The following is a 26154-nucleotide window of genomic DNA, read 5'->3' on the forward strand; positions in this document are numbered from 1 at the left end:
TTTTAAGTCACAGAGTAGGGATGACCCACCGTGATTGAATTATGGCCTTGTAAGGCCAGGAAAATTAGCTTTGTTGAAAAGCTAAACAACAAAGTTTCCAAATATTAGTTTTGTTTATCAGGTTTTACCGATGATTTTGAATCGAATTGGGAGAATGATAGTGGTAGTGGCGATCGCTACCTCTCTCCTCCTGGGAAATATCATATTACCCACAGGCCCTGTTCTTGCTGAAAAAACAGAAAATACCTTTGATCGCGATGGAGATCCGGCCAGTGTCGGTCGGGAGTTTGACCCGGGCCTCCCGATAGAAAACTGTTTCTGGAAAACGACTCTTAGTGCCGACCCCTATCACAACGCCTTTTATCCAGATGCACACAGTGCCTATCCCGTTGCTTTATTTTCTCTGCCCGAGAACAGTCACGTTAAAATAACGGGTAAATTTCCTCACGCTCGTTCGATGACTTTTAGCGCCTACTTTTACGATCCAGACTCAGATACCTTAGTTAGCGGAGATCATCAGATCGTCGATTATGAGATCGAACCCGACGGCGGATCGACGAACCCTTTCAGAAAAGGGATGGATCGCACGGCCAAGGATCGTTCCTATACGATGACATGGAAGGCCGAGAACCTGCCAACATTCAAACAACGCTTTGCAGAGGCTTTCCCAAACTGGGGGGAAAAGTTGCAACAGATCCCCGAAAATTCTCCAGACTTCAAAGAGGCACTTGTTAAAGTCTTACCCAAGTTGGTTGAAAAATTGCCCAAGATTCCCGAGGATCTTCCTGAATTTGAAGAATTATTTAGCGATGCTTTCCCCGAGGCAGCAGAACAATTGAAGCTCGAACCCAATACTTTATACCTTGGGGAGAAAGAGTTCCCCAATATTGGGTATATCGTAGTAATGCGACTCTATGTCCCCGATAAGGGAACAAACCTGCTGGGGGATACGGAATTACCCGAGGCGAAAATTATCAGGGAAAATGGTAGGGTCATTGAGGGCGATGCACTCTGCAGAAACAAATACTCCAAGTTCAAAGGCAGTATGGGTAGTGTTTATCCAAGTCCAGCATTCGATCCAGTTGCTTATAAAGCAGAGCGCGATCGCACGGAGTGGTACAACCAAGACAGACCTGATACTTGGCCTGCCCAAGATCCTCCCTACATCATCCGCGAGTGGACTGCAAAGTATAATTTCTGTGCTAACTTTGAGCAAGGCCCCGATAACGCAGATCAGTGCCCTCAACCTACAGATCCGAATGTTGGTTCCGGCGGATTTATCAATTCGACAACGGTTTATCTGACGACGTGGATGGATCGCAATTTTGGGGAAATCTTGGTCTTGCGAGGCAAAAAACCTAAGACTCCCAAGACCTATTTTGGTAATAAAATCTTCAATCGCACGAGGGATGCTGAAATGCGCTATTTTTCTTGGTCTACAGACGAGCCTCTGTCTCGATCACGAGTTATTGATAGCGTCTTTGACGAAGAGATTCCAGTGGATGAAAACGGTTATTACACCGTAGTTGTCAGTCGGCCATCCTATCGTCCGAAGAATGCAAATTATGAATGTGGTTATGCCTGGTTAGAGTTTCCAGCCGCCGGTGATGGGTTTGGGGATATGTACCTAGGCGAGCTCCGGAACCGTTGGCAAATGCAGATGAATGAGTTTGAATACGCACCCCAAAATACCAAAATCCCTGGTGACGAACCGGAGGTTATGGGTGAGTATTTCCCCCAGGGTACATATTATAAGACTCCTGAACAGTTTGACAATGATTTTCCGTGTAAGTCATAACCAGTTCCATTACCTGTTAACTAGCGCGATCCTCTATCGCAATTGCTTGAACTAGCTTTGAGGGTGGGTATTGCCCACTCTCTTTACCAAGACAACATACTTTACAAAAACCGATCTTCAAACAATTTAGTTTTAGGACTTAAAAAGTATGACACAAACAACACAAAAGCTACAAAGTGCAGAAGTTGATTTTGCAACGGTTGCAAATGTCGTTGATTTAGATGTTCTAGTTAAAAATACTCATGAGGGAAAAGGGGTATTTGCAGCTCGAAATTTTCAGAAAGCAGAAGTTGTTGTGATTGGCAAACCTGTTAAGTTTGTTCCTGAAAGAACATGGTTGCAGGACTGCCACTTATTTTTTCCTTTGATCGATCGGTTTAGAAGTTAAAACTAAGTGTAAACGAGCATGAATCAAACTTAACTCCGCCAAACCTAAATCTAGACTGCCATCCAAAACCACCCCAGTATTAATGATAATGATGTTTCAGTTCATCCTCAACTTTTAATACGGTATGGATATAATTATCCACAACTTTTTTCCTAGTATATCCAGATTGATTACCTATTAAATCTGAGGTTTTAAATTCGTCATCCCCAAACATTAAAACAATGGGTTGACGACGTAGATGAGCAAGGTGTAATGCAAGGGTTGTTTTGCCTACTCCTGCGGGACCCCGTAAATGAACTGAATAGCCAGATTTTAAATAACGCAAAGCACGTTGAGCTACACGTTCAACACCGGGGGTGCTGACAAATTGTTGGGTGAGACATTAAGTACAGTAGTCATTTTCAGTTATCAGTTATAACAGGGAATAGAGAATAGGGAATAGGGAATAGTTATGAGATATAGGTTGGGTTGAGCGTTAGCGTTTCGCTGCGCGACATGAAAAGCGCAGCTTATCCGGAGGATAAACCCAACAAAATGTTAGTGGTGTTGGGTTTCATTCTTCAACCCAACCTACGTCTTCTAACAAAACCCCTATAATACCAACAATCAAGGATGAAAAACAACAAGTAATTATCAATTATCCATTATCAATTATCAATTATTTAGACGTAGTCTATAAAAATACTAAAGGATTAATCTATATTCAAGATTTGTACTCTAAAGGCAAAGCAAGTAATCTCTATACCCTAGATATAGAATCAGGAAAAACAGTCTTAATTGGTTCTATAGGTATGCATATAGTTGATATTGCTTTTTGTGTAAATATACTCTATGGTATTCGGTGGCGTGACCAAAAAACAACAGATTTAGTCAGAATAAATCCCACTACTGCCAAAACTACAATTATTGGTAAATTAGGTAATAGTAAAGTAGCTAGTTTAGCTTTTTCTAAACATAGAAAAACTCTCTATGCAATGGGCTATTAAATATTATTAATAGTAAATGTAAAGACTGGTGCAAGAAGAGTTATTAGGTCTGATAAATCTTATTCTCCTTATCTTGGTTACGTTGGTGGGACAAAGATGGTAATTTGTTGTTAACAGGAGCAGAAAGGGCAGAACTAGAAAAAGCTCGTGCTGAACAAGCTGAACAACAGGCTCAACAGGAACGTCAACGAGCTGAACAAGCTGAACAAGCACGAATAAATGCTGTTTCTCAACTATTAGCAACAGGAATGGATGTGGCACAAGTTGCACAAATTCTTAATTTCGCTGTTGAGGAAGTGAGAGAAATTTCTGACAGTTATAGCTGAAGTCAGAAACCAGAAGTCAGAAGTTAAGTTCTTTAGTTTAATAATCAGAACTTGGGCGATCGCTCTATTTTGAGGGTGAGTTGCCACCAAGTTAAATTTTCCTGTACCTAGAAATTATCCTGAAAATTAGAGTAATATAGAATCCTGCTGAAAAGTTGTCATTGTGATGATAGGAAGCAATCTCGCACAACCCCTGAGATTGCTTCCTTCCACGGAGTAACCGTCGCAATGACTTGGAATAACAAATCATCCGGATTTAATATGATGTCCTGGAATGGAATAGCAGTTAAATTTACCAAGAATTATATATGGCCACCAGATTAATTGAATTAGAAGATGGTATTTTAGTTGAGGCAGAAGTCCCAGACAATGAAGCCAAACCTATTTCTACTAATCTTATTAAAGAAGTTAAGTCTAGTTTTGCTAAAGTTAAACCTATATTAATTAGTATTAGTCGTCCTATTGCTGAAGCTTGGCAAGAAATTAATAAAGATATGGAAATTGAACAAGCTGAAAAAGTCAGAGAATGAGTAATTTAGAAGAATTTATTGTTTTAATTACCAGTGCTAGTGACAACTCTTTCAAAGCAGATGTTATTGGCACTGGATTTGCTTTTTATCGAGAGGATAATTATACTTATTTGCTAACCTGCGCTCATGTTATTGAGGATGTGGGTGGTGAGGAAAATGTTTTGGTTAATAATATTCCAGCAAAAGTTTTAGCAATAGGAGATATTACGGGTTTTGATTTAGCAGTGTTGGGAGTTGAAAAGCTGAATGTGCCACTTTTCCATTTAATAAGTTTATCTGAAGCAAAAAATCGAAACTTTCGGACAGCAGGTCATTATCTCTATGGTGAAGAGAAAAAAATCTTGCTGGAAACTGTTGATGGAACTTTTGGGAAAAAGCGTTTCGTTCGTCAAAATGATGAAAGAGTGGCAGTTTGGAATTTGTTAGTTGATGAAGGCGATCGCCTCCGTAGAGGTTATAGTGGCGCACCTGTTGTTGACTGGGGAACTGGTCATGTGTTGGGTATAGCTACCAATATGAAGAAAGATGGAGCGGAGGGGTTAGCTATTTCTATAGAAGCTTTGAAGAAAATTTGGCCTCAAATGCCTCCTGCTATTTCTTATTTTTACCAAGAAAAATTTGATGTGATAACGGTAAATAACAAAGGTGAAGAAATTGAGCGTCGTTCCAATGAAGCAGTATTTTTTACTGAAGATTTGGGTAATGGTATGGTGTTGGAAATGGTGGCTATTCCTGGTGGTACTTTTCTTATGGGTTCGCCGAAAAATGAAGTCGGAATATATGGCGAAAGTCCTCAACATAAAGTTACTCTGCAACCTTTTTATATAAGTAAATACCCTGTTACTCAAAACCAATATCAAGCCATTATGTTTGAAAATCCCTCTCACTAAATAGAAAACTGTTCCGGAACATATTTTGAAGTTGAGACAGCTATAGCTAATCTGCGATAGTAACCTGTTGCGATAAATAACCAAAAATAGAAAACTGTTCCGGAACATATTTTGAAGTTGAGACAGCTATAGCTAATCTGCGATAGTAACCTGTTGCGATAAATAACCAAAAATAGGAAACTGTTCCGGAACATATTTTGAAGTTGAGACAGCTATAGCTAATCTGCGATAGTAACCTGTTGCGATAAATAACCAAAAATAGAAAACTGTTCCGGAACACATTTTGAAATTGAACCAACTATAGTGGATGAGCTATAGTACCCTGTTCCAACAGAGATATTGCTTTGAATTTCAGCACAAATAAAGGAAGAAGTAATAAACAAATCGAGAAAAAAAGGAAAAACAATCGAAATTGGTATTATTAGGATTGGAGAAGTTATTTTTAGATATAATTTGCAGCCTTTTTTTGTAGCATTATTTTTTCACGCTTGGTATTAAGTGTTCTAGAAATTAAAAATCACCAAATTTTATATAGGAATTCGTCTGGAGTTTGGTAATAGTCCGGATTCAGAGTTATTTTTATTGTTTAATATAGTTATACCTATTTTGACCCTAACTTTAGATCACCTGACAATGAATAATCAAACTAATGCTCCTGTTAATACCGACAATTATTTATTAAGAAGCGTACACACAAATAACTTCCCCAAAATTTTAGACCAGTTAGGCATTTCTTTAGTTGTCTCCACTTATCAAGCAGGTAAATTAATCGTATTGCGTGCCGATAATGGGGTAATTAATACTCATTTTCGCACCTTTAATAAACCCATGGGATTAGCAGCAACTCACGAAAAAATTGCCTTGGGAACTGCTTATCAAATTTGGGATTTTCGCAACGTTCCAGCAGTAGGAGAAAAATTAGAACCTGCTGGTAAACATGATGCTTGTTATTTACCTAGAAATATTCATGTGACTGGGGATATTGATGTTCACGAAATGGCTTGGGTAAAGGATGAATTATGGTTTATTAATACTCGTTTTTCTTGTCTCTGTACTCTTGGTCATCCTAATAGTTTTGTACCTAGATGGAGACCTCCTTTTATTAGTGGATATGACTTAACAGACCGCTGTCATTTGAATGGATTATGTTTAAAAAATGACCTACCAAAATATGCTACAGCTTTAGGAGAAACTGATATTGCTGCTGGTTGGAGAAATAATAAAGCTAATGGTGGGATATTAATGGATATAGAAACAAATGAAATATTGATGCGGGGTTTATCTATGCCTCATTCTCCTAGATGGTATCAGGAACAATTATGGTTATTAGAATCAGGAAATGGGAGTTTGGCAAAAGTTAATTTAAACGAGAGAAAATTAGAAACTATTGCTAAGTTGCCTGGGTTTACTCGTGGTATAGATTTTTGGGGAAATTTAGCATTTATTGGTTTATCACAAGTTAGAGAAACTGCTGTTTTTACTGGGATGCCAATTACTCAACTTCAGGAAAGAATATGTGGGGTATGGGTAGTAAATATTTTAACTGGAGAAACTATTGCTTTTTTAAGATTTGAAGAAGGAGTTCAAGAAATATTTTCTGTGGCAGTTTTGCCGAATATTCGCTTTCCTGAAATTATTGAATGGGATGAAAATTTACTTGCTAGTTCTTATGTTTTACCGGATGAAGCTTTAGCAGAAACAGTACAACCAGCTTCAGAAATAGCCAAATCGGAAACTCATTTAATCAAAGGAAATCAGTTCTATCAAGAAGGTAAATTAGTAGAAGCGATCGCTGAGTATCAAGAATGTTTGAAGTTACAACCGGATTTGACGAGAGCTAAATATAATTTGGGGGTAGCTTTAGGAGATAATCAACAGTATGAAGCAGCAATTAATGTTTTACAACAGGTAATTAGGACAGAGCCAGATAATGCGGATGCTCATAACAGTCTTGCTTATGCTTATAGTCAAAAAGGTGAATTAGCAGCAGCAATTAAACATTATGAAGAGGCAATTAATCTTAATGGTAGTTTTGCCAAAGCTCATTTTAATTTAGGCATGACATTGTTGAAAAATGGAGATTTTAAACGGGGATTTGCTGAATGTGAATGGCGTTGGAAAACTTCAGAATTTACTCCCTTTCAATGTCCTCATCCCCGATGGAAAGGGGAAGATATTATGGATAAAACTTTGCTAATTCATACCGAACAAGGAGTAGGAGATGCTATTCAATTTATTCGCTATATTCCTCTAGTGGCAAAACGCTGTCAACAGATTATTTTAGTATGTACGCCAGAGTTAATTCCTATTTTTAAAAGTGTTCCAGGAATTGATAAATTAATGCCACCAGGAGAACTAAAATTATCAGAATTTGATGTTTATGTACCCTTGATGAGTTTACCTTATATTTTTGACACAACTTTAGAAACAATTCCTGTTGAAATTCCTTATTTAAGATACCCCAATACTAACTCTATTAACCTTCCCGACGCGCTATATAAAGTAGGTATTGTTTGGGCAGGGAGTCCTACTCATAAAAATGACCATAATCGTTCCTGTAAATTAACTGACTTTTTACCAATTTTGCAAGTACCTGGAGTAAAATTTCATAGTCTGCAAAAAGGAGAAAGAACTCAAGAATTAACTAAAATATCTGCCAATATTCAGATAGAAGATATGAGTTCTCAGTTAAATAATTATGCTGATACAGCAGCAGTAATAGATCGACTAGATTTGGTAATTACTGTTGATACTTCTGTGGCACATTTAGCAGGAGCATTAGGTAAACCTGTATGGACTTTATTATGTTTTAATGCTGATTGGCGTTGGTTACAGGAAGGAGAAAATACTCCTTGGTATCCAACAATGAAATTATTCCGTCAGTCTCAGTCAAGGGAGTGGCAAGAAGTAGTTGAACAGGTACAAGTAGAGTTATGGGAAATTATGGGAAAAAAAATGATTATAAGTGTGAAGTAGAACCTTAAATTAAGAGATGGGGAGATGGGGAGATGGGGAGATGGGGAGATGGGAGCATTTTTCTACCTGCTTGGTGCGCTACTAGGTGCGCCGTGCGACATCGCGGGACTGCATCCCCTTTTTCCCCTATTCTCGTTCTTGAATTTCCGAAACTTGTGAGGACTGAGGACCCCTGGATATTCAAGAGATAAACGACCCGATTTAAAGCAATTTATCATGGATTTAATTTGCGCAAACGATGGAGATGTACCATTGTGGATGAGAATTGGGTCGGGAAATGAATCTGACCAAAAACAGTTTGTACTAGCCATGAAAGAGTTTAAAAATCAGTTAAATTTTGACAGTTTAATGGTGGCAGATAGCGGGACTTTAGCAAATTTCAAACCCAAACAAACCCCAACCTCTCTTTATGAGCGGTAAATACGTCGATGTTTTCATCTAACCACTTGATAAAACGGTAAGATATCGCTGTATGAAATGCTTCTAAAGTATCAGTAAAGGTCTCTAAAGTTTTGTTAGCCCAACGCCTTCTTATGCCTCCTGTTAACTGATGCCAGATAATAAATGTATAAGCACAAAATACTAAAGTAAAATGCCTTTTCAAGCTTCTTTGATCTCTGACTTGATATTCTCTTAGCCCTAGCCATCCTTTGGCTTCTAATCACGAAAACTTCCACCCAATTTCTCTGAGAGTAAGTAGAAAATATCCAATCTGAAGTTACACATTTGTGTTCTATATTAGTAATATAATAGTTAATATTAGTGGCATCAGAAAAACTTTTGACATTCATAACGATAGCTATAGTTTTTTGACCTGACATCCGAGACAGTTCTACTTTTAATGTGGCCACCAAAACTTCTGTAGTATGATTTGTACTTAGTTGAACTAAGTGAAAAGCTTTTTGAGGTATACTTTATGCTAGCTTGTCTAATCTAATTTCTTCTTTAATGTTATCCTGTTTTTTGATGATTACTTTTCTATTTTTAGCTAATCCTCCTATATAAGTTAAATTTCTTTTCTCTAGTTGATTTAAGAATGATGTATTGTTATAATAGCCTCCATCAATTAACACAATTTCTGGTTGGTTTCCTCTAGACAAAAATTGATCTACTAGAGACATTGCTAAGTCTGGTTTCTTGACAAATTCTGGGTCTTTTTTCCCTTTGGAAAAGAATCAGCTTTCTGATACAAAGCTATGTCTAAAGGTAGACTTTTAACTCCATCATAAAGATGAGTTGTCACCACGACTATACTATTATCTGTTTTTCCTATTTCTCCTATATATTGTCGCCCTACTCCTGCAGTTAAATTACCACTTCTTGCTCCGTCTTTACGCCGAGGTTTCCTCGGCGCAGGCGGTGCGCTTTTTCTGTGGCCTGAATCGTCTATAATTAAAGCAAATGAACGAGAAGGTTTTGTTTGGCGACATTCCCACATCACTTGAAGACGACGCTCCCATACCAGCATCTACTGACCAGTTGGCTCGAACTAGGAAATGTCGTAATTTGTGGTATGACAGACCTATCGTGTTGTTTGATATCTGAGACAAGTTTTTTCTCTGGCTTTCTCCTAATAATCCTCCTATATAGTTTCTAAACCCTGTTTTTTGAGCTTTTGTCTTAAATACATTGTTAAAGTGATTTGCTTACGCAACGCTACCGCGAACGCACCATCCATGGAAACAAGAGGGCATGGCCACTGAAGTTGTTTCTTTCATTGGACTTTCCCCAGGGAGTAATTAACGTAAAAGACTTGTCAGGTATATATTATCACCTTTTTTTTACCTTTTTTTCACTAAAGTCCCGGCTTCTTACCCTATACTATAAGTCTAAATACTTACTCAAGTTTCCCTCTCTTTATGTACTACATTTTGTCGTGGGGAATGTGGGTTTTAGATTTAATCAGCAAGCCCTAAATATAAATACTGAGAAGTCTGACATTTTTGACTCTGTCAGAACTTCAAAATAAGATGCGTTTACCCTGGTCTAAACTCCAGCTTAGAACTGCCAAGGGTTCCAGGGGTCAAATTCGGTATAGACGATCATCCCCCAAGCGATAGCACTTGTAATGGGTGAAAAAACTAATAGCCAGCGCACATCAAACAGATTCAGAAAATCGAATATCATTATCCTCTCCTTGTTCTTGAGTAATTTTTTGTAACTGGTGTAAAACAACTGCTCGATTCCGTTGGGCACCTGCATAATTATGACTAATTGCCAACGCGCGATCAAACGAACTTAACGATTCCTGATAACGTTTCAGGTTAAATAAAACGTCTCCTTTGTTATTCCAAGCTAAAGCAGCTCCTCGTATTCCCCAACGACCATCCCCCTTAAGGGCTAATTCACAAGAGACAAGAGCTTGATTATATTCCCCTAAACGACTTAATACACCACACCGATTAGCTAATCCAAGGGAATATTCTGGATTAATTAACAGTGAATGATCGTAAGCCATAAGAGCTGCCTTATCACGTCCTCGAACAAACAATTTTTGCCCTAAATTATTCCAAGCCACAAAATCAAATGAATGGGCAATCACTGCACAATAATTGTCTTCAATTTCTGTCAGATCGGATGATTCCAAACAATCGCTTCTTAGAGTATTAACAAAATCAAACCGATCTTCTATAAATGACTCTTTTAATTGAGACAAATTTTCTTCAGATAGGCGAGAAATAACTACCTCTGAATTTAAGTCATTTGAGAAGAAGTGATGAAAGACTTGAGCATTAATAACTTGAGCATTGATGGCTTGAACGTGTGAAGTGAAAAATAACCATAAACTTACTGTGAGTGGCACTATCCATGTTCCTGCAATAGTTCTCATCAGAAACCCCATAATTATTACATAAAAAATACAAACAGGTTCTAAGGTTTCAACACAAACTTTATCGGTCGAACCCTTTTATAGAGTACATAACCCATCTCATCTTTATCATATACATTCAGCTTACCAAATAGAGAATCTACTGTGCTAGAAAAAACTCTGGAATCAACTGACGAAATCTTAGATGAAACACTACTCAACTTTTCAATGCACGAACTAAAATCAACAAATTCTGGCTGACCTCCAGACAGCGCTAGCGTTGGTTCACCTCCCCCAGTCAAAGGTATATCTTGAAATTCACTGATATCGTAAACTTTCTTATCGCACAGTGTTTCCTCAGTATGTTCAGCTCCAGAATAGGGAGAAACATACTTAAATGTGAACTTAGCTCCTTCAATCCTACTCAAGGGAATAGGCTCTCCTAACCCTTGCTGATCCGACATCTCACGCAATGCTTCCTGTAAAGCTGTATCACTGAATATAAGTTGACCTGTTAGGAGGCCGTCTCGCTTCATATTCCCTTCTGTTTTAAATGACAGGGTTTTTGCAGATGCAGATGTAATATCCAGTGTCAGACACAATACTAAAGAAATGGCAATCGCAAGCAATCTCCTAAAGCATCGACTAAACATACTTTAAAAGTCTCCACAACTCATTATTTCAATTTCCTCAAGTGTTTCCTCGACAAAACTAGGTTTGACGAATTCAACGATCGTTCCCCTGCTGACAAAGATAGATTCTAAAGGTTAGGCTGAACCCATCAAACCAAATATTTACCGAAACTTCGGATATTAAGTTATCTTTCAGGAGGCACAAGTTACCAATCCCCGCGACGACGCCAGCTCGCTTGCGGAATGCTGACCAAGAGAGGGAATGCGCACCAAGAGAGGCAACAGGCAACAGGGGGAATAAATTGCCGTTTGCGCAGCATTCCGAAGGAATAATATAAAACTTTTAGCTATTTAACCCCTCCTGCAATTTGTAAATATACCAGCGCTCATTGCTATAAATTTGAATAAAAAGGGAGCAGGGAGTAGAAACATAGAGGAATGTCTGCTTCCTGATTACTATAATTTTAGAACAGTAATGTCAGCAGATTATTTTGGTATGTACGAATGCTGATTGGCGTTGGTTACAAGAAGTAGAAAATATCTCTTGGTATCCCACAATGAAATTATTCCGTCAATCTCAGTCAAGGGAGTAGCAAGAAGTAGTTGAAAAGGTACAAGCAGAGTTATGGAAAATTATGGAAAAAAAAATGATTATAAGTGTGAAGTAGAACTTTAAATTAAGTATTAATTTTAAGTTTTATAGCAATTCCTATACTGGTGAGGTACAAAATTTTAGGTTTGAGGGAACAGGGAATAAAAAGATAAAAAGATAACCGTATCTCACTAATTTGAGAAACGCTATATATTATGTCCGCTTAACTAATGAGAATAAAGTTCTAAAGTTCTGAGGTATTATACCAAAGTGTAGATATCCCTACCTTTTGAACGGCTATACCGACCTTGGCAATAACCAAAAACTTTAATTAATATTTTGTTATCAAGATTTACAGCTTATAGCTGAGTAAAACTGTGTACCAAAATATTACTTCTAAAAATTTTCATCTCAGGACTTAGGAGATTTTTATATGCGGATTTCTCAAGTTACTCCTTTATGGGAAAAAATTTTTCCCGTTGGCTATAGTGGCATTGAATTAATAGTAGCTTCCTTGACAGATGAATTAGTTTGCTGTGGGCATGAAGTTACTCTATTTTCCCCTGTTCAAAAATTAATAAAAAAGAAGGGGATTTACTAAAAATAAAATTTTTTCTTCTTTCATTTTTTAAGCTCTATCTTTAAATTAAACTTCATATTTGATATCTAAAGGAGTCTTTATTATGTCAGCAGAACATGATTGGAAGATACTTTATCAAAAAACACAAGAGCAGATTAAACAGCAAGAATTATTACTCTATGCACTGTATCAACAACGTACTTTTATCCGGTCACAAATTTTAGAACAAGCACTAAACAAAAGTAATGAAACAAATAATTCTTTTAAGTGTTAAGTAAAAGCTTAAGTCAAGTATTAAGTATTAGGTAGTGAGCAGGGATATTTCATAGAACATCCCTACATTATACTAACGTAAGCATTCAGCTATTAGCTGTCAGCTAGCCTCCTCCGGAGGAACTGCGGACTTCAGCAACAAGACTCTCTCATATAGGACAGTGTTTAAATTAATATAGACTTTAAGGATAAGGAAGGCAACTTTTGTAGTAAGACAATGAATAAAGCTTTGATCCTAAACTAAAAGCAATAGCTAATAGCTGATGGCTGACCGCTGAATGCTTACATACTAACTTTTACAGAGAGAAAGTTTAGGGTAGATGAGAAAAGGTTGAATCTTGCATCCTCATAAAGTATCTTTGATAACCGAATCTGGTATGACCACTCAGCTTCTCTACTGAGTCTAAATTCCTCAATACAAAGAGATAAATATTAAGTATGAAGAAAATTAAAGCCAAGAAAAATCAAAAAATTAATCAAGTAGAGAATGGTTTAGTGGCATTACAAGAATATGAACTAGAAAGTGTGGTCGGAGGATTTCTTCCTCCAGATTTAGAAGATTTAATGAATAAAAGTAAGGAGAATCCAACTTCCCCTAGTATTGAAAGTAATAGGTGGCGGAATTTAGCTTAATATTTACCGAATAATTAAAGTTTAATATAAAATCCGGATAATTAAATTTACTTCCCAAAAACAGAAATAATGCTATTAACTGAACTGTATTATTTACCGAATAATTAATAATTAATAATTAAATAATTATGGTTTAAAGCCTCCCCTTTTAAGGGGAAAAAAGCGGTTGAGGGATGGCGAGGTCCCCTCACCATATCCAATCACGGTCGTTAGCGTAGCTTCCCGTAGGGTGGGATGGCGATCTTCGGAGCGGATCTGTCAAGAGCGGGTCTCGGAGCCATATCCAATCGAATCAAGAGAAGAAAAAATTTTCCCTACTGCGTCAATCATCTTCTTTTCAAGGAGAGGTAATTATTAATTATTAACTGTTAATTATTAATTTTTGAATGTTGCCCACCACGAAGCATAAGTAATTTTTTGTCGTAGCAAAAACCATTGTAAAGCAGTTAAAATTACTCAAGTTATCAAAATTTTCAAGAAATAACCTAATGGTAATGGGTATGGAGGCCAGTCATTTTCTTGTAAAGGCACTTCAAAAATAATCACAAATGCAGCAAAAGTAACGACCCCCAAAATAGATAAACCTATAGGCAAAGCTATAATATTGGTAATTACCCATTGCCATACCAAGGGATATCAATATCTCATAAACCATGCTTGTATTCAGATGTTGGCCAAGCATAAAGTTAATATTGGGATTATTAGTTACCCTTCTTCCTTATTCCTTCGAGTTAATAAATATGACTACTTGTACAAACTGTGGACATAACAATACTATTGCCTCTCGCTTTTGCTCTAACTGTGGTGCTTTTCTAGAGGAAATAAAACCCTTTCAAACAGCATCTACGGAATTAAAACCAGGAAGTAAATTAAGAAACCGCTACATAATTATTCGTCAAATAGGTCAAGGTGGATTTGGCAAAACTTACTTAGCAGAAGACACAGGTAGATTTAAGCAAGCAGTAGTTTTAAAACAATTAACACCAGGAAACCAAGGCACTGAATTTATACAAAAAGCGGAGGAACTTTTTCACCGAGAAGCAATGATATTACATCAAATTAATCATCCTCAAATCCCCCGTTTTTGGGAATTTATTCGGGAAAATAAATGTTTGTTTTTGGTGCAAGATTTTATTGAAGGGCAAACTTATGAATCTCTGCTTAGTCAACGTCGGCGACAAGGTAAATTTTTTAGCGAAGTTGAAATAATTGACTTTATTCGTCAAATATTACCAGTTTTAAATTATCTACATAGTCGAGGAATTATTCATCGAGATATTGCTCCTGATAATATTATTTGTCGGGCAGAAGATGGGTTACCAATTTTAATTGATTTGGGTGGAGTAAAACAAATTGCTGCCGAAGTTTCTCACAAAGCTGATAGTTCCGAAAATGTTGTTTATTCTGGCACTAAATTAGGTAAATTTGGTTATGCTCCTGACGAACAAATGCGGTTAGGAATAGTTGCTCCACATAGTGATTTGTATGCTTTAGGAGTGACTTGTTTAGTATTAATGACTGGTAAACTTCCCTCAGAGTTAATTAATACAAAAACAATGCAGTGGCAATGGAGTAAAGAACTAAAATTAAGTCCGAAGTTTGATGGTATTTTAAATAGAATGTTAGCTTTTATTCCTGGCGATCGCTTCCAGTCAGCGGAGGAAATATTAGTACAGCTACAACCTCAAGAACCGGAAATTATTGCACTAACTCAAATCAGTAAAACTGAGTCAAAGAATCAAAAAATAGAGACAAAAACAGCCATAGCTTCTATTCCAAAACTCGGAAATATTATTCATAGTTCAAATGACGTACCAGCAGAAATTATTGGTTGGAATTGGGGGGCATTTTTATTGCCTGGTTTTTGGTGTTTAACTAATCATGTTTGGATAGGATTAATTGCCTGGATTGATTTAAGTTTTGTTACCTTAGGTATGGGATGGTTGCTGACAGGAATAATTTTAGGTCTTAAAGGAAATGAGTGGGCTTGGAAAAGCCGGAAATGGAAAAATGTTGCTGAATTTAGAAAGCATCAGAGAATATGGTCGATTATCTCTTTATTATTAATTTCAAGTGTCGTAATTATTGGGATTTTAGTGATTTTATTTCTGTTTGTTATTGCTGCTTTTATTGCTGGTTAGAAAGGTGGGTTTTCTCTAATATAATTTGACTTTTAAATTAATCCTATGTATTATATAGTAGGGAATAGGGAATAGTGGGAAAAACATTTCCCCTAATTCGGATCGTCATCACTCTATGTCGGTGTCCTACCTCTCTATTCCTATATAAGCTATAAGCAGTTTTTTAAAAAGACAAATAGCACTAATTATGAAAGTAAAACATCCAATTAATCTATCTAAAGCGACAACTTTTATATTTATATTGACGCTGATGATAGCCTATCAAAATTTTTCTTTAGTTGCGTGGGTATATCTATCCCTACATGGTACTTATGGAATTTTATGGTTACTGAAAGACCGTATTTATCCAGATAAGCAATGGGAACAAGAAGTTCCTTTTCTACAAGGTATTATAATTTTTGGAATAGTCTGCTTATATTGGATAGCTCCCTACATTTTAATTAGTAGTGGAAGTGAACCTCCAATATCATTAGTAGCTGCTGCAATTTCTCTAAATATTTTTGGCATTTTCTTCCACTACACTAGCGATGCTCAAAAATATTATACCCTCAAATATAAACCAGGATTAATCACAGAAGGATTCTTTGCTCGCTGCCGAAATACTAACTATTTAGGAGAAGTATTTATCTATCTTGCTCTTGCAATGTTAGTTCAACATTGGTTACCTTATTTACTTCTAGGAGTATTTTTTGCTGGAGTATTTATTCCCAATATGCTGAAAAAAGATAAGTCTCTATCTCGCTATCCAGAATTTGCAGAATATCAAGCTAATTCTGGATTAATTATCCCTCAACTATTTAGCAAAAATTCTCTGACTTCGGAAGCCAAAAAATTTGCAGAAAAAAATGGCTTTGTTGCATGAAAGTAGCGTTCGTAGAAACTCCCTTAGTGGAAGTTAACTAGCTCTCAACTTTGTAGCTTTTGGGTTTGCCAGTTTGAATCATACGCTTGGGCATGGCACATTGTATGAATAACTCTACTGCCTGACTATCAAATTTTCGTCGTCGCAATTGTCCTCCAAATATCACTTTGAGCCTAAACATAGTAGTTTTCCTACGGAATGCTTCCCTACGGGATGCTACGCAAACGCAAACAGATAGGGAACGTCGATGGTAGCCACTTTCACGCTTCCATTTCTTGCGGCCACAGATGCGAATGCACCTCAAGTTTTCATCTCTGGGATGGGGAGTCCCTTTACAGTTGCCATGTTGCCAAATCACCGCATTTTTTCGCGGTGGAATTGTCGTTTTTGCCGACTATGGTGAGGAGACGCAATATCAGTTATGGAACTCAGACGATTGAAGGGACGAGAGCTTGGGATACTTTTATGTCCCTTGTTACTACGACTCGTAAACTGGGATTGAGCTTTTTTGAATATGTACGCGATCGCATTTTGAGGAGAGGGAATATTCCCTCTCTGGCAACTATTATTTATGATCGCTCTTCTGTTAATTCTCTTGGTTGGTCTTAGCAGCTATCATAATTGCCTACCCCATCATATTGAGTGGATACCATAAAGATATGTTATGTGTCGAGAAAAATTAGTTAAAGTGATGATTGCGACGACGTAAACCACCAAAGACGAATAATCCGACCATGGCCATTAAGCCCACAGTGGTAGATGATTCGGGAACGGATTGAGACTCCACACTAATGGTGATACTAGCAATCCCATTGGGATAAAGAGTTGTATCATTGAAATCGAGGTCAGCAAAAGCCGTATCAAAATTAGTTGGTCTATTGAGGAAATTAGCATAAGGATCGGCAACATTGGCATTAACTCCATTTTCATCAGCCCCCTGATTTTGTCCGCCTTGTCCGGCAGGTAATTCTGGAAACAAACCGTTACCGGCAGAAGTAGAAAAATTATTGACTTCTGTTCCAGCATCATTAACGGTTCCGGGGAGTCCAATGTTAAAGGAAATTTGGCTTTGATTTCCTGTAAATAAATCCATTAAATCCCAAGCAAAGGGATTACCATTGGCAACATAATAATCATTAGAAGGAAGAACCATCGATACATAAGAGAACCATCGATTAGATTCATCGGGGGTTACGTCAAATGTACTCATAGCCATAGTTTCTGCGGTGATAGGACCACCACCAATGGCACCATCAACACGGGTTCCCACTTGAGTTGAGTCGAACACTCCACTCATACCACCTTGAACATAGGTTTTATTGGCGAGAAAGTCTATGGAGATGGGCATAGTATTGCCATCCTCAGCAATTCTCTCTAACCCTTTCTCGGAGGGAAGTCCCCCGTTATAACTATCAAAGCTACCGTCATGAAATCCCACCCAAACAGGGGTCAAGGCCACACCACCATCGAGACCGAGATTTTCTACTTCTACTTTTAAGGTTAATGCTTGCGCAACAGATGCTGTAGTGATAACAGAACTAACGCTTACAAGTGTTAATAATGCTTTACTATTTTTGAATAAGTTGGTCATGGCAGAATTAATTCACAATCTAATCAATTATCTCGTCATCAGTCTAATGAGACTATCTGAGAATTCTCTGAGAGATTTATAAAGTTTTTCTCAGTTCTCCGCTGCTTATAATACAATTAAACTTTTAAGAAGGTCACCCCTGTTAATAAATTCTTAATATGTTTCATATGTTTCATTAGCAAAAGCAACCCCACATTTAAAATCTTTACTGAATCTTCATAAAACTCTAGTTTTTTATATTTTCTCTGTGATTACAACGAGTTTTACTCATCTTTAAAAAATTAATATGTATAGATTATATAAAGTATTATTTTTTTTATCCTCTCATTATAATTCCAAAAAATAGATAGGTTAGTGGTAAGCATTCAGGTGTAGGGGTTGACAAAATTATCCCAATTACTCAGAGATAGGAATGAGAGATAATTCGTGAGAACGCGATCGCATTGCCAAAGAAAGTGATCGCCTCAATAAATCAAGAACAGAGCGACCCTGAGCGCGACAAGACTGTATGACGCTCAACAATGTTGCCGAACGACGAAACCCAGGCCAAAAGCGAGAAGCACCAGCCACTTTACGCTTAGTGACGGCTTTGTTGCATGAATGTTGCGATCGCAGATAACTCCCTGGGGAGATGCAGTTCTAGATGTGTACTTGATAACTTTCGGGTTTACCATTCTGTATCATGCGGTTGCTGGCTAGCGCATTGAATGAATAACTCCACTGCTTGATTATCAAATGATCGTCTTCGTAACTTCCCACAAAATAAAACTTTGAGCCTAAACATAGTGGTTTTCCTACGGAATGCTTTCCTACGGGATGCTACGCAAACGCAAACAGATAGAGAGCGTCTATGGTATCCACTTTCATGCTTCCATTTCTGGCGTCCTATTTTACGAATTCGTCTGAGGTTCTCATCTCTGGGAGCAGGTAGGGCTTTACAGTTGCCATGCTGCCTAATCACAGCATTTTTACGCGGTGGAATGGTCGTTTTTATCCCTCGTTGGTGAGCTGTCTCATAGCACTTGTATTTGTCATCAGCCCCATCACCTGAAACTTGGGCTATTTCACCTTCTACTCCATCTAATAGGTCAGAAAATACTTGGTCTCACTCACATCATTGGTTGTGACAACTGCTGTGACAATCTCTCCGGTCGCCTCATTCACACCTAGATGTACTGGTATTGCAATATTTAGTTTTCTGACCCTACGGCATACAGTGTTATGGTCTGGTACTGGTAAATCTAGTCCCATCAAGTCAAATATAGATTCCACAAATCCCTCTGTCTGTCGTCCTGCTAATCCAAATAAGCTGCTGAGAGCCACCATTAATTCAATAGCCACATCACTATAGGTTTTCGATGCTCCCCTACGTCCGGTCTTCTTGTGGTTGACCCACTGCTCTATTACCTCGTCAGTGAGCCAAAATGTCAGACTCCCTCTTTGCTTTAAGGAAGCATCATACTCAGACCAGTTACTGACTCGGTACTTAGACTTGGACCTAGACTTAGACTTAGATTGGGACTTACTCATGTCTACGTTGATATAGGTTTGTTGTGCCACGCACTGTTATTTTTACCCTCTAAGCTCTCTTTGTGCAACAAAGCCCCTTCTACTGGGGGTTTCTTATTCTTTCTTCCCTTCTGACTCGGTCTGACTGACTTCCCCTCCTGGGAGGGGCGTGCGGGTGGGTTGACTCCTAAGTAATTAGGATTAATATCATACACGCACTTCAGCAACGCCTAAATATCTAGTATCTGAACTCAAATAAAATATACTACAATTAAAATGATAGTCGTTTAAGTTTTTATGAATAGGAATAGAATCAGCAAAGCTGGGCGATCGCTATAATCTTGTAAGCGATCGCGATCATTTAGCATACGCTATATATAGTGTCTTTGCGTAATATTATGTCCGGTTGAATACTTATAAATAAATGACGGAGTCCTCAGGAGTCAGGAGTCAGGTAGGGGAGCTGTCGGATTGGCGACGTACAGGAGTTAGGAGGGAACAAAGAAGAAGGAAGAGGAAGAGGAAGAAAAAGAGAAAGTTTTTTTATCACTAATTATCCGGACATGATATAAGTCCTGATAATAAGTATTCAACCGGATTTGATATAACAGCCTTTTTGAGCGAACCTCCTAAAACAGAAAATATCGCTGTGCCATGGGTAAAACTGTTGCAGGTTCACAAGTCAACAACTCCCCATCAGCTCTAACTTCATAAGTTTCCGGGTCAACTTCTATTTCTGGCAAAGCATCATTTAATTTCATCTCTTGTTTGCTAATTTGCCGAGTATTTACCACTGCAACTGCTGACTTTTTCAACTGTAGTTGAGCCACAATATCAGTTTCCAGAGCAGCTTGAGAAACAAAAGTCAAAGAAGTAGCAGCGATCGCTCCCCCAAAACTACCAAACATTGGCTGCATAACCACAGGTTGTGGAGTAGGAATACTTGCATTCGCATCTCCCATCTGAGCATAAGCAATAGCTCCTCCCTTAATCACAATTTCCGGTTTCACCCCAAACATAGCAGGTCGCCACAAACATAAATCTGCCAACTTTCCCACTTCCACCGAACCCACATACTCAGCAATACCATGAGCGATCGCCGGATTAATCGTGTATTTTGCCACATAACGTTTAGCACGCAAATTATCATTTTCCCCAGACTCTCCATTCAAAGGTCCGCGCTGAATTTTCATTTTGTGAGCTGTTTGCCAAGTTCTAATAATAACCTCTCCCACACGTCCCATGGCCTGAGAATCAGAAGCAATCATACTAAACGCTCCCAGATCGTGCAGTATATCCTCAGCAGCAATAGTTTCTCGACGAATGCGAGACTCTGCAAAAGCCACATCCTCTGGAATATTTCGGTCTAGATGATGACACACCATCAACATATCCAAATGTTCTTCCAAAGTATTGAGAGTATAAGGACGAGTGGGGTTAGTAGAAGAAGGTAAAACATTTGCTTGACCGCAGACTTTGATAATATCTGGAGCGTGACCGCCTCCCGCACCTTCAGTGTGATAAGTATGAATTGTCCGGTTTTTAAAAGCCTTTATGGTGGTTTCTACAAACCCTGCTTCATTGAGAGTATCGGTGTGGATAGCAACTTGCACATCGTACTCGTCCGCAACATTTAAGCAGGTGTCGATCGCCGCCGGGGTAGTTCCCCAATCTTCATGTAATTTTAATCCCATCGCCCCTGCTAATACTTGTTCGACTAGAGCTTGGGGTTGACTGCTGTTACCTTTGCCCATGAAACCTAAATTTACCGGGAAAGCTTCAGCAGCTTGCAACATTCGGTGAATATTCCAAGGACCGGGAGTACAGGTAGTCGCATTAGTACCTGTGGCAGGACCTGTTCCTCCACCTAATATAGTTGTGATACCAGAAGCGATCGCTGTTTCGATTTGTTGAGGACAAATAAAATGAATGTGAGCATCAATGCCACCTGCTGTTAAAATCATGCCTTCACCCGCTACAGCTTCAGTTCCCGGACCGATGATAATATCTACATTATCTTGGATGTAGGGGTTGCCTGCTTTACCAATTTTGCAGATTTTACCATCTTTGATGCCGATGTCTGCTTTGACAATACCCCACCAGTCGAGAATGAGAGCGTTGGTAATAACTAGATCCACTGCGCCGTCAGCATTGGCAATGGGAGATTGCCCCATACCGTCACGGATGACTTTGCCTCCACCAAATTTTACTTCATCGCCGTAGGTGGTATAGTCTTGCTCGACTTCTATGAATAATTCTGTGTCAGCTAAACGGACGCGATCGCCTATTGTTGGCCCATAAGTTTCAGCATAGGCACGACGGTTGATTCTATAAGCCATATTTATTCTTTACTAAATTGAACAACCTACACTCATAGATTAGTTGTTCTCCGTAGAAATAACTACGCTAACAGTGTAGGTAGATGATGCCTGTTGAAAATACAGAAAATTGAGAAAAGGAAAATTAACTAGCTATTAGCTATTAGCATTTCCGTTTTTAGCAGCTCTGGGTTTAAATCCCCGGTTTCTATAAACCGGAAGGTTGAGGAAGGGTTGAAATCTCCTTCTAAACATTTACTGCTGAGTGCTGAGTGCTGATTGCTGATTGCTTATTTAATCTAAGGTTTAGGGCAAGTCCCTAATTTTCAGTCAACATAAAGACCGCGAGGGTCTGTGTCCCTGAGCCAAGTAATGAAACTTTTATAGTCATCTATATTGTAGGTCGCGATACAACCCACAGTGCCAGGCGAGCCATAATTGCGATTCCAGTCAATATGAATTTCGATTGCACTTCTTTCTGTAGTACCAGGTTCTAAATAATCTAACGGAACAGTTACTGGACCTATACCACTCTGAAAAATATTACCATAATAATTATCTCTCCCATCAGCCCAGATAATATCGTTAACGTACCATTTACTGCTCCATTTACCCAACGTGGAAATTTATTTGCTGCTCCTTGATAGTCTCCTTAGTTGAGCTTTCTTAACATGGTACTACTTTCAAAAGCACCAGTTCCAACGTTATAACAGAAGCATACAAGAGCATCAAACTGATTTTGATTCAGAGGAACTTGAACCAGCCTCAAAACTACTTCTGCTGCTTTGTCGCATTCATACTTTAAATAGAATTCTGCATTTCTTTCTGTAATTCTTTCTCCTAGCTGAACTTTTTTTCCATTGGGGTAACGAATGGTTCCATACCCAATGGTTGGTATTCCTACTGGGTCTAGATCAGCATTCAGAAAAAGTCCTTCCCATTTTTTGACTAAGTTTAGACTATTTTGTAATATTTCCATGCTACAGCTCCAATTTACAACTAAACAGTCATATTTTATGTTAGTTATAGCTGTTTGCAATTTTAATTAAGTACCAAATTATTGAGTTTATAACTAATACATTGATTCCAAACTAATATATTAGTTTCTATAGAATATAAGCTTTCAATTTACAGTTTTTGAATCTTTATTTATATAGTCATAAAAAATCTAAATTTTCATCAATGCTTAAATTGATTTAGCTAGCCATAAATTAACTGATATGCAAACAGCAATCACATTTTTTAGTCTATAGTTGATTTAAAGACTAATCATTGACTGCTCTGTGAATTAAATTTACAGGGATTCTAATAAGTAGGCATAAATCAATATAAAACTAAGATATAGGTGTGAAGTGGGAGAAAAATTTAAGCCTCATCACAATTATTTTATTTATATATTAGTTTGACCAAAAAAATAAGGTCTTAAGCCTCCTCTTTGAAAAGGATAAAAAGCGGTCGTTAGCGTAGCTTCCCGTAGGGTGGGATGGCGAGGTTTCCTCGCCATATCCAATCAACCAAGAGAAAAAAAAATCTGTATCTTCTCGCATCCCTATTGCCGGAGGTAATGAATTGACTTACCTATGTAAAATTTTTAAGTGCCTGGACAGCAAGATTCCTGAGAAACAGTTGCTCAAGTGAACATTTCCAACTAAACTAATATGGCAAATTGACTTACATAATCAGGAGAATCAAAAATTGCCCACTCTAGGTGTCAACATTGACCACGTTGCCACAATTAGACAAGCGCGACGAACTGTAGAACCAGATCCAGTAGCAGCAGCAATTTTAGCTGAACTTTCTGGTGCTGATGGTATTACTGTTCATCTGCGGGAAGACCGTCGCCATATTCATGAACGAGATGTCCATATTCTGCGACAAACGGTGCGGACTCATTTGAATTTGGAGATGGCACCTACTACAGAAATGGTGGCGATCGCTCTGGATATTAAGCCTGATTATATTACTCTTGTACCAGAACGTCGCGAAGAAGTAACAACTGAAGGTGGTTTGGATGTTGCTAGTAATATCCCTCGTATGAGAGAGGTAGTAGCTCAGTTGCAAGGAGCAAATATTCCTGTCAGTATGTTTATTGATGCAGAAAAAGCCCAGATTGAAGCTTCCGCAGAAATTCAGGCTAAGTTTATAGAACTCCACACAGGATGTTATGCAGAAGCTACTGATGAGGCCACTCGCCATCAAGAATTGACGATTTTGGCAGATGGCTGCAAAATAGCGATCGCTGCTGGACTCCGAGTTAATGCTGGACATGGCCTCACTTATGGGAATGTTTATCCAGTTGCTTGTCTAGAAGGTATGGAAGAACTCAACATTGGTCATACAATAATTTCTAGGGCGGTACTTGTGGGTATGGAGCGAGCTGTCCGCGAGATGAAACAAGCCATTAATGGTTTTCATTAATGGATAATGGATAATGGATAATGGATAATGGATAATGGATAATGGATAATTACCTCTCCTTAAAAGTCAGAAGATTGACCAATAAGGAAAAAGTTTATTTTTTCCCCCTTGAAAGGGGAGGCAGAGTAAGCTGAATTGTTTAATTATTTAATTATTAATTATTCGGTAATTACTAATTTTTGTTTATTGATTGAAATGCAAACCTATTATTATGTTTTAGCTAGTAAAAAATTTTTACTAGAGGAAGAACCCCTGGAAGAGGTTTTTAGAGAACGCACCAGAGATTATCACGAAAAGGAAAAAGAAATAGATTTTTGGTTGGTTCCTCAACCTGTTTTTTTAGAAGCTCCAGAAATGGCTAATATTAAGGCTAAATGTCCTCAACCTGCTGCAGCGATTATTTCTACTAACCCTAAATTTATTACTTGGTTAAAGTTACGTTTGGAATCTGTAATTACAGGTGAATTTCAAGCACCTTCAGATTCTATCCCAGAACCTTTAGCTTCTGTTGAGGATGCTTCTGTGAAAGATTCTTGAAGAGAGAGTTAGGAGTCGGGGAGTCGGGGAGTCGGGGAGTCGGGGAGTCGGGGAGTCGGGGAGTCGGGGAGGTTGAATATTGAAGTAATTATAGAATGATCAACACATACGATATAACCGGATTATATAAAAATGATCTTCATCTATCTTGAGAATATATCAAATTATTCCCTCCTCTGTAGGGACATTGCATCCAACGTCTTTACTATTCCCTACTCCCTAATTTGTTTTTGGCCATGAATCAGACTCAAATGCAACTCAATAAATTCTGCTTGGGGGGCTTGAAAACTTTTATGGCCTCAGCTTTTTTATTTTTGTCATCCTTGACAATTGATGCTAACTATGCTTTTGGTGTAGAAACTTGTCAACCCCCTGCTAATGACGAATACTTACTGGTAATAATTACAGAGACATCAGCAGCTCAAGATATAGTTAGACGGAGTTTACCGCCAGATATTATCATCGAAGTCTGTCGCTACATCGACCAGACTGTTAGTAGTATCCGAGGTTTTGATGACAAAGATGTGGCTAGTGATTGGGCGCGTTATATTCAGGACATTGTAGGGTTGTCTGCTTATGTGGTGAGACCTAGTGAAGAAACAACTCTATCAGATACTTCATTGCCAGCGCCTCCAGAAATAGGATTTAATCCTCAACCCCTGGGTACGGGTTTTGCAGTTTTAGTCGATTATAATAATCAACCAGAAATTGCTCTACAGTTAGAAAGAAGTTTAGGGCGTAATGTAGGTTTAGTTGCCTATGGACAAAAACCTTTCTTATTGGTTACATATACTAAGAATAGGAGAGCTGCTACAAACAGTTTGTTCAACTTAAGCGATCGCGGATTTTTAGCTTTTGTTGTGGATAGTAGTCGGGTAACATTAATTAGTCCTAGAATTAAATCAATCAATAACTAAAACTAGCAATCCAAGATACAGCTACTCCTAGAACAAAACCTGCTATTACCTGTACGGGAGTATGGCCTAATAACTCTTTGAGACGGTCTTGACTGAGATGGTGGTCTTCTTGGAAAAATTCATCGATAATTTGATTGAGAATTCGTGCTTGTAGTCCGGCGGCTTGACGAACTCCTGCTGCATCATACATGACTATGATGGCAAAAACTAAAGCCAGTGCAAACTCTGGACTCCCCCAACCTTTGGCTTGACCCACTCCTACTGCCAGTGCAGCTACAAATGCAGAATGAGAGCTGGGCATTCCTCCTGCTGTGACTAAAGCCTGTAAATTAATCTTACCATTTTGAACTAACTCCACCACTACCTTGACGACTTGGGCTATTCCACAAGCTAGGAGAGCAACCCATAGAACATGGTTATCCATGATTTCGCCAATATTTTGCATATT

The 26154-nt window shown here is 38.2% G+C and carries 28 protein-coding genes and 5 pseudogenes; 18 read left to right on the plus strand and 15 right to left on the minus strand.

What is annotated here, in order from left to right; genetic code table 11:
• Positions 1–130 precede the first annotated feature (130 nt).
• Entirely contained in the window at positions 131–1798 is a 1668-nt protein-coding gene (locus F6K06_RS09270; protein WP_287243508.1) for a hypothetical protein, read from the plus strand.
• A gap of 148 nt (positions 1799–1946) precedes the next feature.
• Entirely contained in the window at positions 1947–2186 is a 240-nt protein-coding gene (locus tag F6K06_RS09275) for a hypothetical protein (protein WP_124143858.1), read from the plus strand.
• On the opposite strand, the gene F6K06_RS33860 is transcribed toward F6K06_RS09275, so the two are convergent.
• Both F6K06_RS33860 and F6K06_RS09280 read right to left on the minus strand, forming a co-directional pair.
• Entirely contained in the window at positions 2151–2258 is a 108-nt protein-coding gene (locus F6K06_RS33860) for a hypothetical protein (RefSeq protein ID WP_240038826.1), read from the minus strand. The two genes, F6K06_RS09275 and F6K06_RS33860, sit on opposite strands and share 36 nt — an antisense overlap.
• Before the next feature lie 13 nt (positions 2259–2271).
• A pseudogene (locus tag F6K06_RS09280) lies at positions 2272–2585 on the minus strand (AAA family ATPase); the annotation flags it as partial.
• 311 nt (positions 2586–2896) lie between these two features.
• Here F6K06_RS09280 and F6K06_RS09285 point away from each other — a divergent pair.
• From F6K06_RS09285 to F6K06_RS09310, 6 genes and pseudogenes are all read left to right on the plus strand, one after another.
• A complete protein-coding gene (locus F6K06_RS09285; RefSeq protein WP_124143857.1) occupies positions 2897–3172 on the plus strand; it encodes a hypothetical protein in 276 nt (91 codons plus the stop codon).
• A gap of 107 nt (positions 3173–3279) precedes the next feature.
• Positions 3280–3498, plus strand: a complete 219-nt coding sequence (locus tag F6K06_RS09290) for a hypothetical protein (protein WP_124143856.1) — start codon at positions 3280–3282, stop codon at positions 3496–3498.
• Between the two features lie 308 nt (positions 3499–3806).
• A complete protein-coding gene (locus F6K06_RS09295; RefSeq protein ID WP_240038825.1) occupies positions 3807–4028 on the plus strand; it encodes a hypothetical protein in 222 nt (73 codons plus the stop codon).
• Complete coding sequence (locus tag F6K06_RS09300; protein ID WP_124143855.1) at positions 4025–4918, plus strand: SUMF1/EgtB/PvdO family nonheme iron enzyme; 894 nt, start codon at positions 4025–4027, stop codon at positions 4916–4918. Before F6K06_RS09295 ends, F6K06_RS09300 begins: the two co-directional genes overlap by 4 nt.
• A 633-nt stretch (positions 4919–5551) precedes the next feature.
• A complete protein-coding gene (locus tag F6K06_RS09305; protein ID WP_124143854.1) occupies positions 5552–7894 on the plus strand; it encodes a TIGR03032 family protein in 2343 nt (780 codons plus the stop codon).
• 174 nt (positions 7895–8068) lie between these two features.
• A pseudogene (locus tag F6K06_RS09310) lies at positions 8069–8257 on the plus strand (IS1634 family transposase); the annotation flags it as partial.
• Between the two features lie 16 nt (positions 8258–8273).
• Here F6K06_RS09310 and F6K06_RS09315 read toward each other — a convergent pair.
• The 3 genes and pseudogenes from F6K06_RS09315 to F6K06_RS09325 form a co-directional block, all read right to left on the minus strand.
• Positions 8274–9612: pseudogene (locus tag F6K06_RS09315) on the minus strand (IS701 family transposase).
• A gap of 380 nt (positions 9613–9992) precedes the next feature.
• The gene (locus tag F6K06_RS09320) at positions 9993–10724 is read right to left on the minus strand and encodes a tetratricopeptide repeat protein (RefSeq protein WP_161564386.1); all 732 of its coding nucleotides are present in this window, start codon (positions 10722–10724) and stop codon (positions 9993–9995) included.
• A 41-nt stretch (positions 10725–10765) separates the two neighbouring features.
• Positions 10766–11356: a hypothetical protein gene (locus tag F6K06_RS09325; RefSeq protein WP_287323224.1), complete on the minus strand. Its 591-nt coding sequence runs from the start codon at positions 11354–11356 to the stop codon at positions 10766–10768.
• 1004 nt (positions 11357–12360) lie between these two features.
• Here F6K06_RS09325 and F6K06_RS09330 point away from each other — a divergent pair.
• From F6K06_RS09330 to F6K06_RS09340, 3 genes are all read left to right on the plus strand, one after another.
• Positions 12361–12528: a hypothetical protein gene (locus F6K06_RS09330; RefSeq protein WP_205127273.1), complete on the plus strand. Its 168-nt coding sequence runs from the start codon at positions 12361–12363 to the stop codon at positions 12526–12528.
• A gap of 82 nt (positions 12529–12610) precedes the next feature.
• A complete protein-coding gene (locus tag F6K06_RS09335) occupies positions 12611–12781 on the plus strand; it encodes a hypothetical protein (RefSeq protein WP_161564385.1) in 171 nt (56 codons plus the stop codon).
• A 437-nt stretch (positions 12782–13218) separates the two neighbouring features.
• Positions 13219–13413 (plus strand): hypothetical protein, encoded by a 195-nt coding sequence (locus tag F6K06_RS09340; protein ID WP_124143851.1) that lies wholly within the window; start codon positions 13219–13221, stop codon positions 13411–13413.
• 456 nt (positions 13414–13869) lie between these two features.
• Here F6K06_RS09340 and F6K06_RS09345 read toward each other — a convergent pair whose 3' ends face one another.
• Positions 13870–14043: a hypothetical protein gene (locus F6K06_RS09345; RefSeq protein WP_161564384.1), complete on the minus strand. Its 174-nt coding sequence runs from the start codon at positions 14041–14043 to the stop codon at positions 13870–13872.
• 110 nt (positions 14044–14153) lie between these two features.
• Here F6K06_RS09345 and F6K06_RS09350 point away from each other — a divergent pair, with 110 nt between their 5' ends.
• A complete protein-coding gene (locus F6K06_RS09350) occupies positions 14154–15554 on the plus strand; it encodes a serine/threonine-protein kinase (RefSeq protein ID WP_240038824.1) in 1401 nt (466 codons plus the stop codon).
• A gap of 187 nt (positions 15555–15741) precedes the next feature.
• Entirely contained in the window at positions 15742–16416 is a 675-nt protein-coding gene (locus F6K06_RS09355; protein ID WP_287243513.1) for a DUF1295 domain-containing protein, read from the plus strand.
• Positions 16417–16453: 37 nt separating this feature from the next.
• Here F6K06_RS09355 and F6K06_RS09360 read toward each other — a convergent pair.
• Positions 16454–16810: pseudogene (locus F6K06_RS09360) on the minus strand (hypothetical protein); the annotation flags it as partial.
• Here F6K06_RS09360 and F6K06_RS09365 point away from each other — a divergent pair.
• Positions 16795–17025, plus strand: coding sequence for a hypothetical protein (locus tag F6K06_RS09365; protein WP_287243514.1), 231 nt, complete (start codon positions 16795–16797; stop codon positions 17023–17025). The pseudogene F6K06_RS09360 and the gene F6K06_RS09365 sit on opposite strands and share 16 nt — an antisense overlap.
• A gap of 70 nt (positions 17026–17095) precedes the next feature.
• Here the strand turns inward: F6K06_RS09365 and F6K06_RS09370 are convergent, their stop codons facing one another.
• From F6K06_RS09370 to F6K06_RS09385, 4 genes and pseudogenes are all read right to left on the minus strand, one after another.
• Positions 17096–18007 carry a spondin domain-containing protein gene (locus tag F6K06_RS09370; protein ID WP_124143849.1) on the minus strand — a complete coding sequence of 304 codons (912 nt, stop codon included), beginning with the start codon at positions 18005–18007 and terminating at the stop codon, positions 17096–17098.
• Between the two features lie 396 nt (positions 18008–18403).
• The gene (locus F6K06_RS09375; protein ID WP_287243516.1) at positions 18404–18577 is read right to left on the minus strand and encodes a hypothetical protein; all 174 of its coding nucleotides are present in this window, start codon (positions 18575–18577) and stop codon (positions 18404–18406) included.
• A gap of 69 nt (positions 18578–18646) precedes the next feature.
• Positions 18647–19537, minus strand: a pseudogene (locus F6K06_RS09380) (transposase).
• 2 nt (positions 19538–19539) lie between these two features.
• Positions 19540–19743, minus strand: coding sequence for a hypothetical protein (locus F6K06_RS09385; protein ID WP_287308832.1), 204 nt, complete (start codon positions 19741–19743; stop codon positions 19540–19542).
• A 197-nt stretch (positions 19744–19940) separates the two neighbouring features.
• On the opposite strand from F6K06_RS09385, the gene F6K06_RS09390 reads away from it, so the two are divergent.
• Positions 19941–20069 carry a hypothetical protein gene (locus F6K06_RS09390; RefSeq protein ID WP_282433592.1) on the plus strand — a complete coding sequence of 43 codons (129 nt, stop codon included), beginning with the start codon at positions 19941–19943 and terminating at the stop codon, positions 20067–20069.
• A gap of 76 nt (positions 20070–20145) precedes the next feature.
• On the opposite strand, the gene ureC is transcribed toward F6K06_RS09390, so the two are convergent.
• The 3 genes from ureC to F6K06_RS09405 form a co-directional block, all read right to left on the minus strand.
• Positions 20146–21855 (minus strand): urease subunit alpha, encoded by a 1710-nt coding sequence (gene ureC, locus F6K06_RS09395; RefSeq protein ID WP_124143848.1) that lies wholly within the window; start codon positions 21853–21855, stop codon positions 20146–20148.
• Positions 21856–22160: 305 nt separating this feature from the next.
• Entirely contained in the window at positions 22161–22451 is a 291-nt protein-coding gene (locus F6K06_RS09400; RefSeq protein ID WP_205127272.1) for a hypothetical protein, read from the minus strand.
• 35 nt (positions 22452–22486) lie between these two features.
• On the minus strand, positions 22487–22813 hold the full coding sequence (locus F6K06_RS09405) for a lysozyme (RefSeq protein WP_205127271.1): 327 nt from the start codon (positions 22811–22813) through the stop codon (positions 22487–22489).
• A gap of 716 nt (positions 22814–23529) precedes the next feature.
• Here F6K06_RS09405 and F6K06_RS09410 point away from each other — a divergent pair.
• From F6K06_RS09410 to F6K06_RS09420, 3 genes are all read left to right on the plus strand, one after another.
• The gene (locus F6K06_RS09410) at positions 23530–24252 is read left to right on the plus strand and encodes a pyridoxine 5'-phosphate synthase (protein WP_124143847.1); all 723 of its coding nucleotides are present in this window, start codon (positions 23530–23532) and stop codon (positions 24250–24252) included.
• A 195-nt stretch (positions 24253–24447) separates the two neighbouring features.
• Positions 24448–24789 carry an MgPME-cyclase complex family protein gene (locus F6K06_RS09415; RefSeq protein WP_124143846.1) on the plus strand — a complete coding sequence of 114 codons (342 nt, stop codon included), beginning with the start codon at positions 24448–24450 and terminating at the stop codon, positions 24787–24789.
• Positions 24790–25082: 293 nt separating this feature from the next.
• Positions 25083–25706 carry a hypothetical protein gene (locus F6K06_RS09420; protein ID WP_192901065.1) on the plus strand — a complete coding sequence of 208 codons (624 nt, stop codon included), beginning with the start codon at positions 25083–25085 and terminating at the stop codon, positions 25704–25706.
• Here F6K06_RS09420 and F6K06_RS09425 read toward each other — a convergent pair.
• A complete protein-coding gene (locus F6K06_RS09425; RefSeq protein ID WP_124143844.1) occupies positions 25696–26151 on the minus strand; it encodes a divergent PAP2 family protein in 456 nt (151 codons plus the stop codon). The two genes, F6K06_RS09420 and F6K06_RS09425, sit on opposite strands and share 11 nt — an antisense overlap.
• Between the last annotated feature and the right edge of the window lie 3 nt (positions 26152–26154).

The organism is Okeania sp. SIO1H4 (genome assembly GCF_010672695.1).
GTDB classification, from domain to species: domain Bacteria; phylum Cyanobacteriota; class Cyanobacteriia; order Cyanobacteriales; family Microcoleaceae; genus Okeania; species Okeania hirsuta.

Coding starts and splice junctions, on each gene's coding strand:
- F6K06_RS09270 (WP_287243508.1), top strand. CDS start 131: ATGATTTTGAATCGAATTGGGAGAATGATAGTGGTAGTGGCGATCGCT.
- F6K06_RS09275 (WP_124143858.1), top strand. CDS start 1,947: ATGACACAAACAACACAAAAGCTACAAAGTGCAGAAGTTGATTTTGCA.
- F6K06_RS09295 (WP_240038825.1), top strand. CDS start 3,807: ATGGCCACCAGATTAATTGAATTAGAAGATGGTATTTTAGTTGAGGCA.
- F6K06_RS09300 (WP_124143855.1), top strand. CDS start 4,025: ATGAGTAATTTAGAAGAATTTATTGTTTTAATTACCAGTGCTAGTGAC.
- F6K06_RS09305 (WP_124143854.1), top strand. CDS start 5,552: ATGAATAATCAAACTAATGCTCCTGTTAATACCGACAATTATTTATTA.
- F6K06_RS09320 (WP_161564386.1), bottom strand. CDS start 10,724: ATGAGAACTATTGCAGGAACATGGATAGTGCCACTCACAGTAAGTTTA.
- F6K06_RS09325 (WP_287323224.1), bottom strand. CDS start 11,356: ATGTTTAGTCGATGCTTTAGGAGATTGCTTGCGATTGCCATTTCTTTA.
- F6K06_RS09330 (WP_205127273.1), top strand. CDS start 12,361: ATGCGGATTTCTCAAGTTACTCCTTTATGGGAAAAAATTTTTCCCGTT.
- F6K06_RS09335 (WP_161564385.1), top strand. CDS start 12,611: ATGTCAGCAGAACATGATTGGAAGATACTTTATCAAAAAACACAAGAG.
- F6K06_RS09340 (WP_124143851.1), top strand. CDS start 13,219: ATGAAGAAAATTAAAGCCAAGAAAAATCAAAAAATTAATCAAGTAGAG.
- F6K06_RS09350 (WP_240038824.1), top strand. CDS start 14,154: ATGACTACTTGTACAAACTGTGGACATAACAATACTATTGCCTCTCGC.
- F6K06_RS09355 (WP_287243513.1), top strand. CDS start 15,742: ATGAAAGTAAAACATCCAATTAATCTATCTAAAGCGACAACTTTTATA.
- F6K06_RS09370 (WP_124143849.1), bottom strand. CDS start 18,007: ATGACCAACTTATTCAAAAATAGTAAAGCATTATTAACACTTGTAAGC.
- F6K06_RS09390 (WP_282433592.1), top strand. CDS start 19,941: ATGACGGAGTCCTCAGGAGTCAGGAGTCAGGTAGGGGAGCTGTCGGAT.
- ureC (WP_124143848.1), bottom strand. CDS start 21,855: ATGGCTTATAGAATCAACCGTCGTGCCTATGCTGAAACTTATGGGCCA.
- F6K06_RS09405 (WP_205127271.1), bottom strand. CDS start 22,813: ATGGAAATATTACAAAATAGTCTAAACTTAGTCAAAAAATGGGAAGGA.
- F6K06_RS09415 (WP_124143846.1), top strand. CDS start 24,448: ATGCAAACCTATTATTATGTTTTAGCTAGTAAAAAATTTTTACTAGAG.
- F6K06_RS09420 (WP_192901065.1), top strand. CDS start 25,083: ATGGCCTCAGCTTTTTTATTTTTGTCATCCTTGACAATTGATGCTAAC.
- F6K06_RS09425 (WP_124143844.1), bottom strand. CDS start 26,151: ATGCAAAATATTGGCGAAATCATGGATAACCATGTTCTATGGGTTGCT.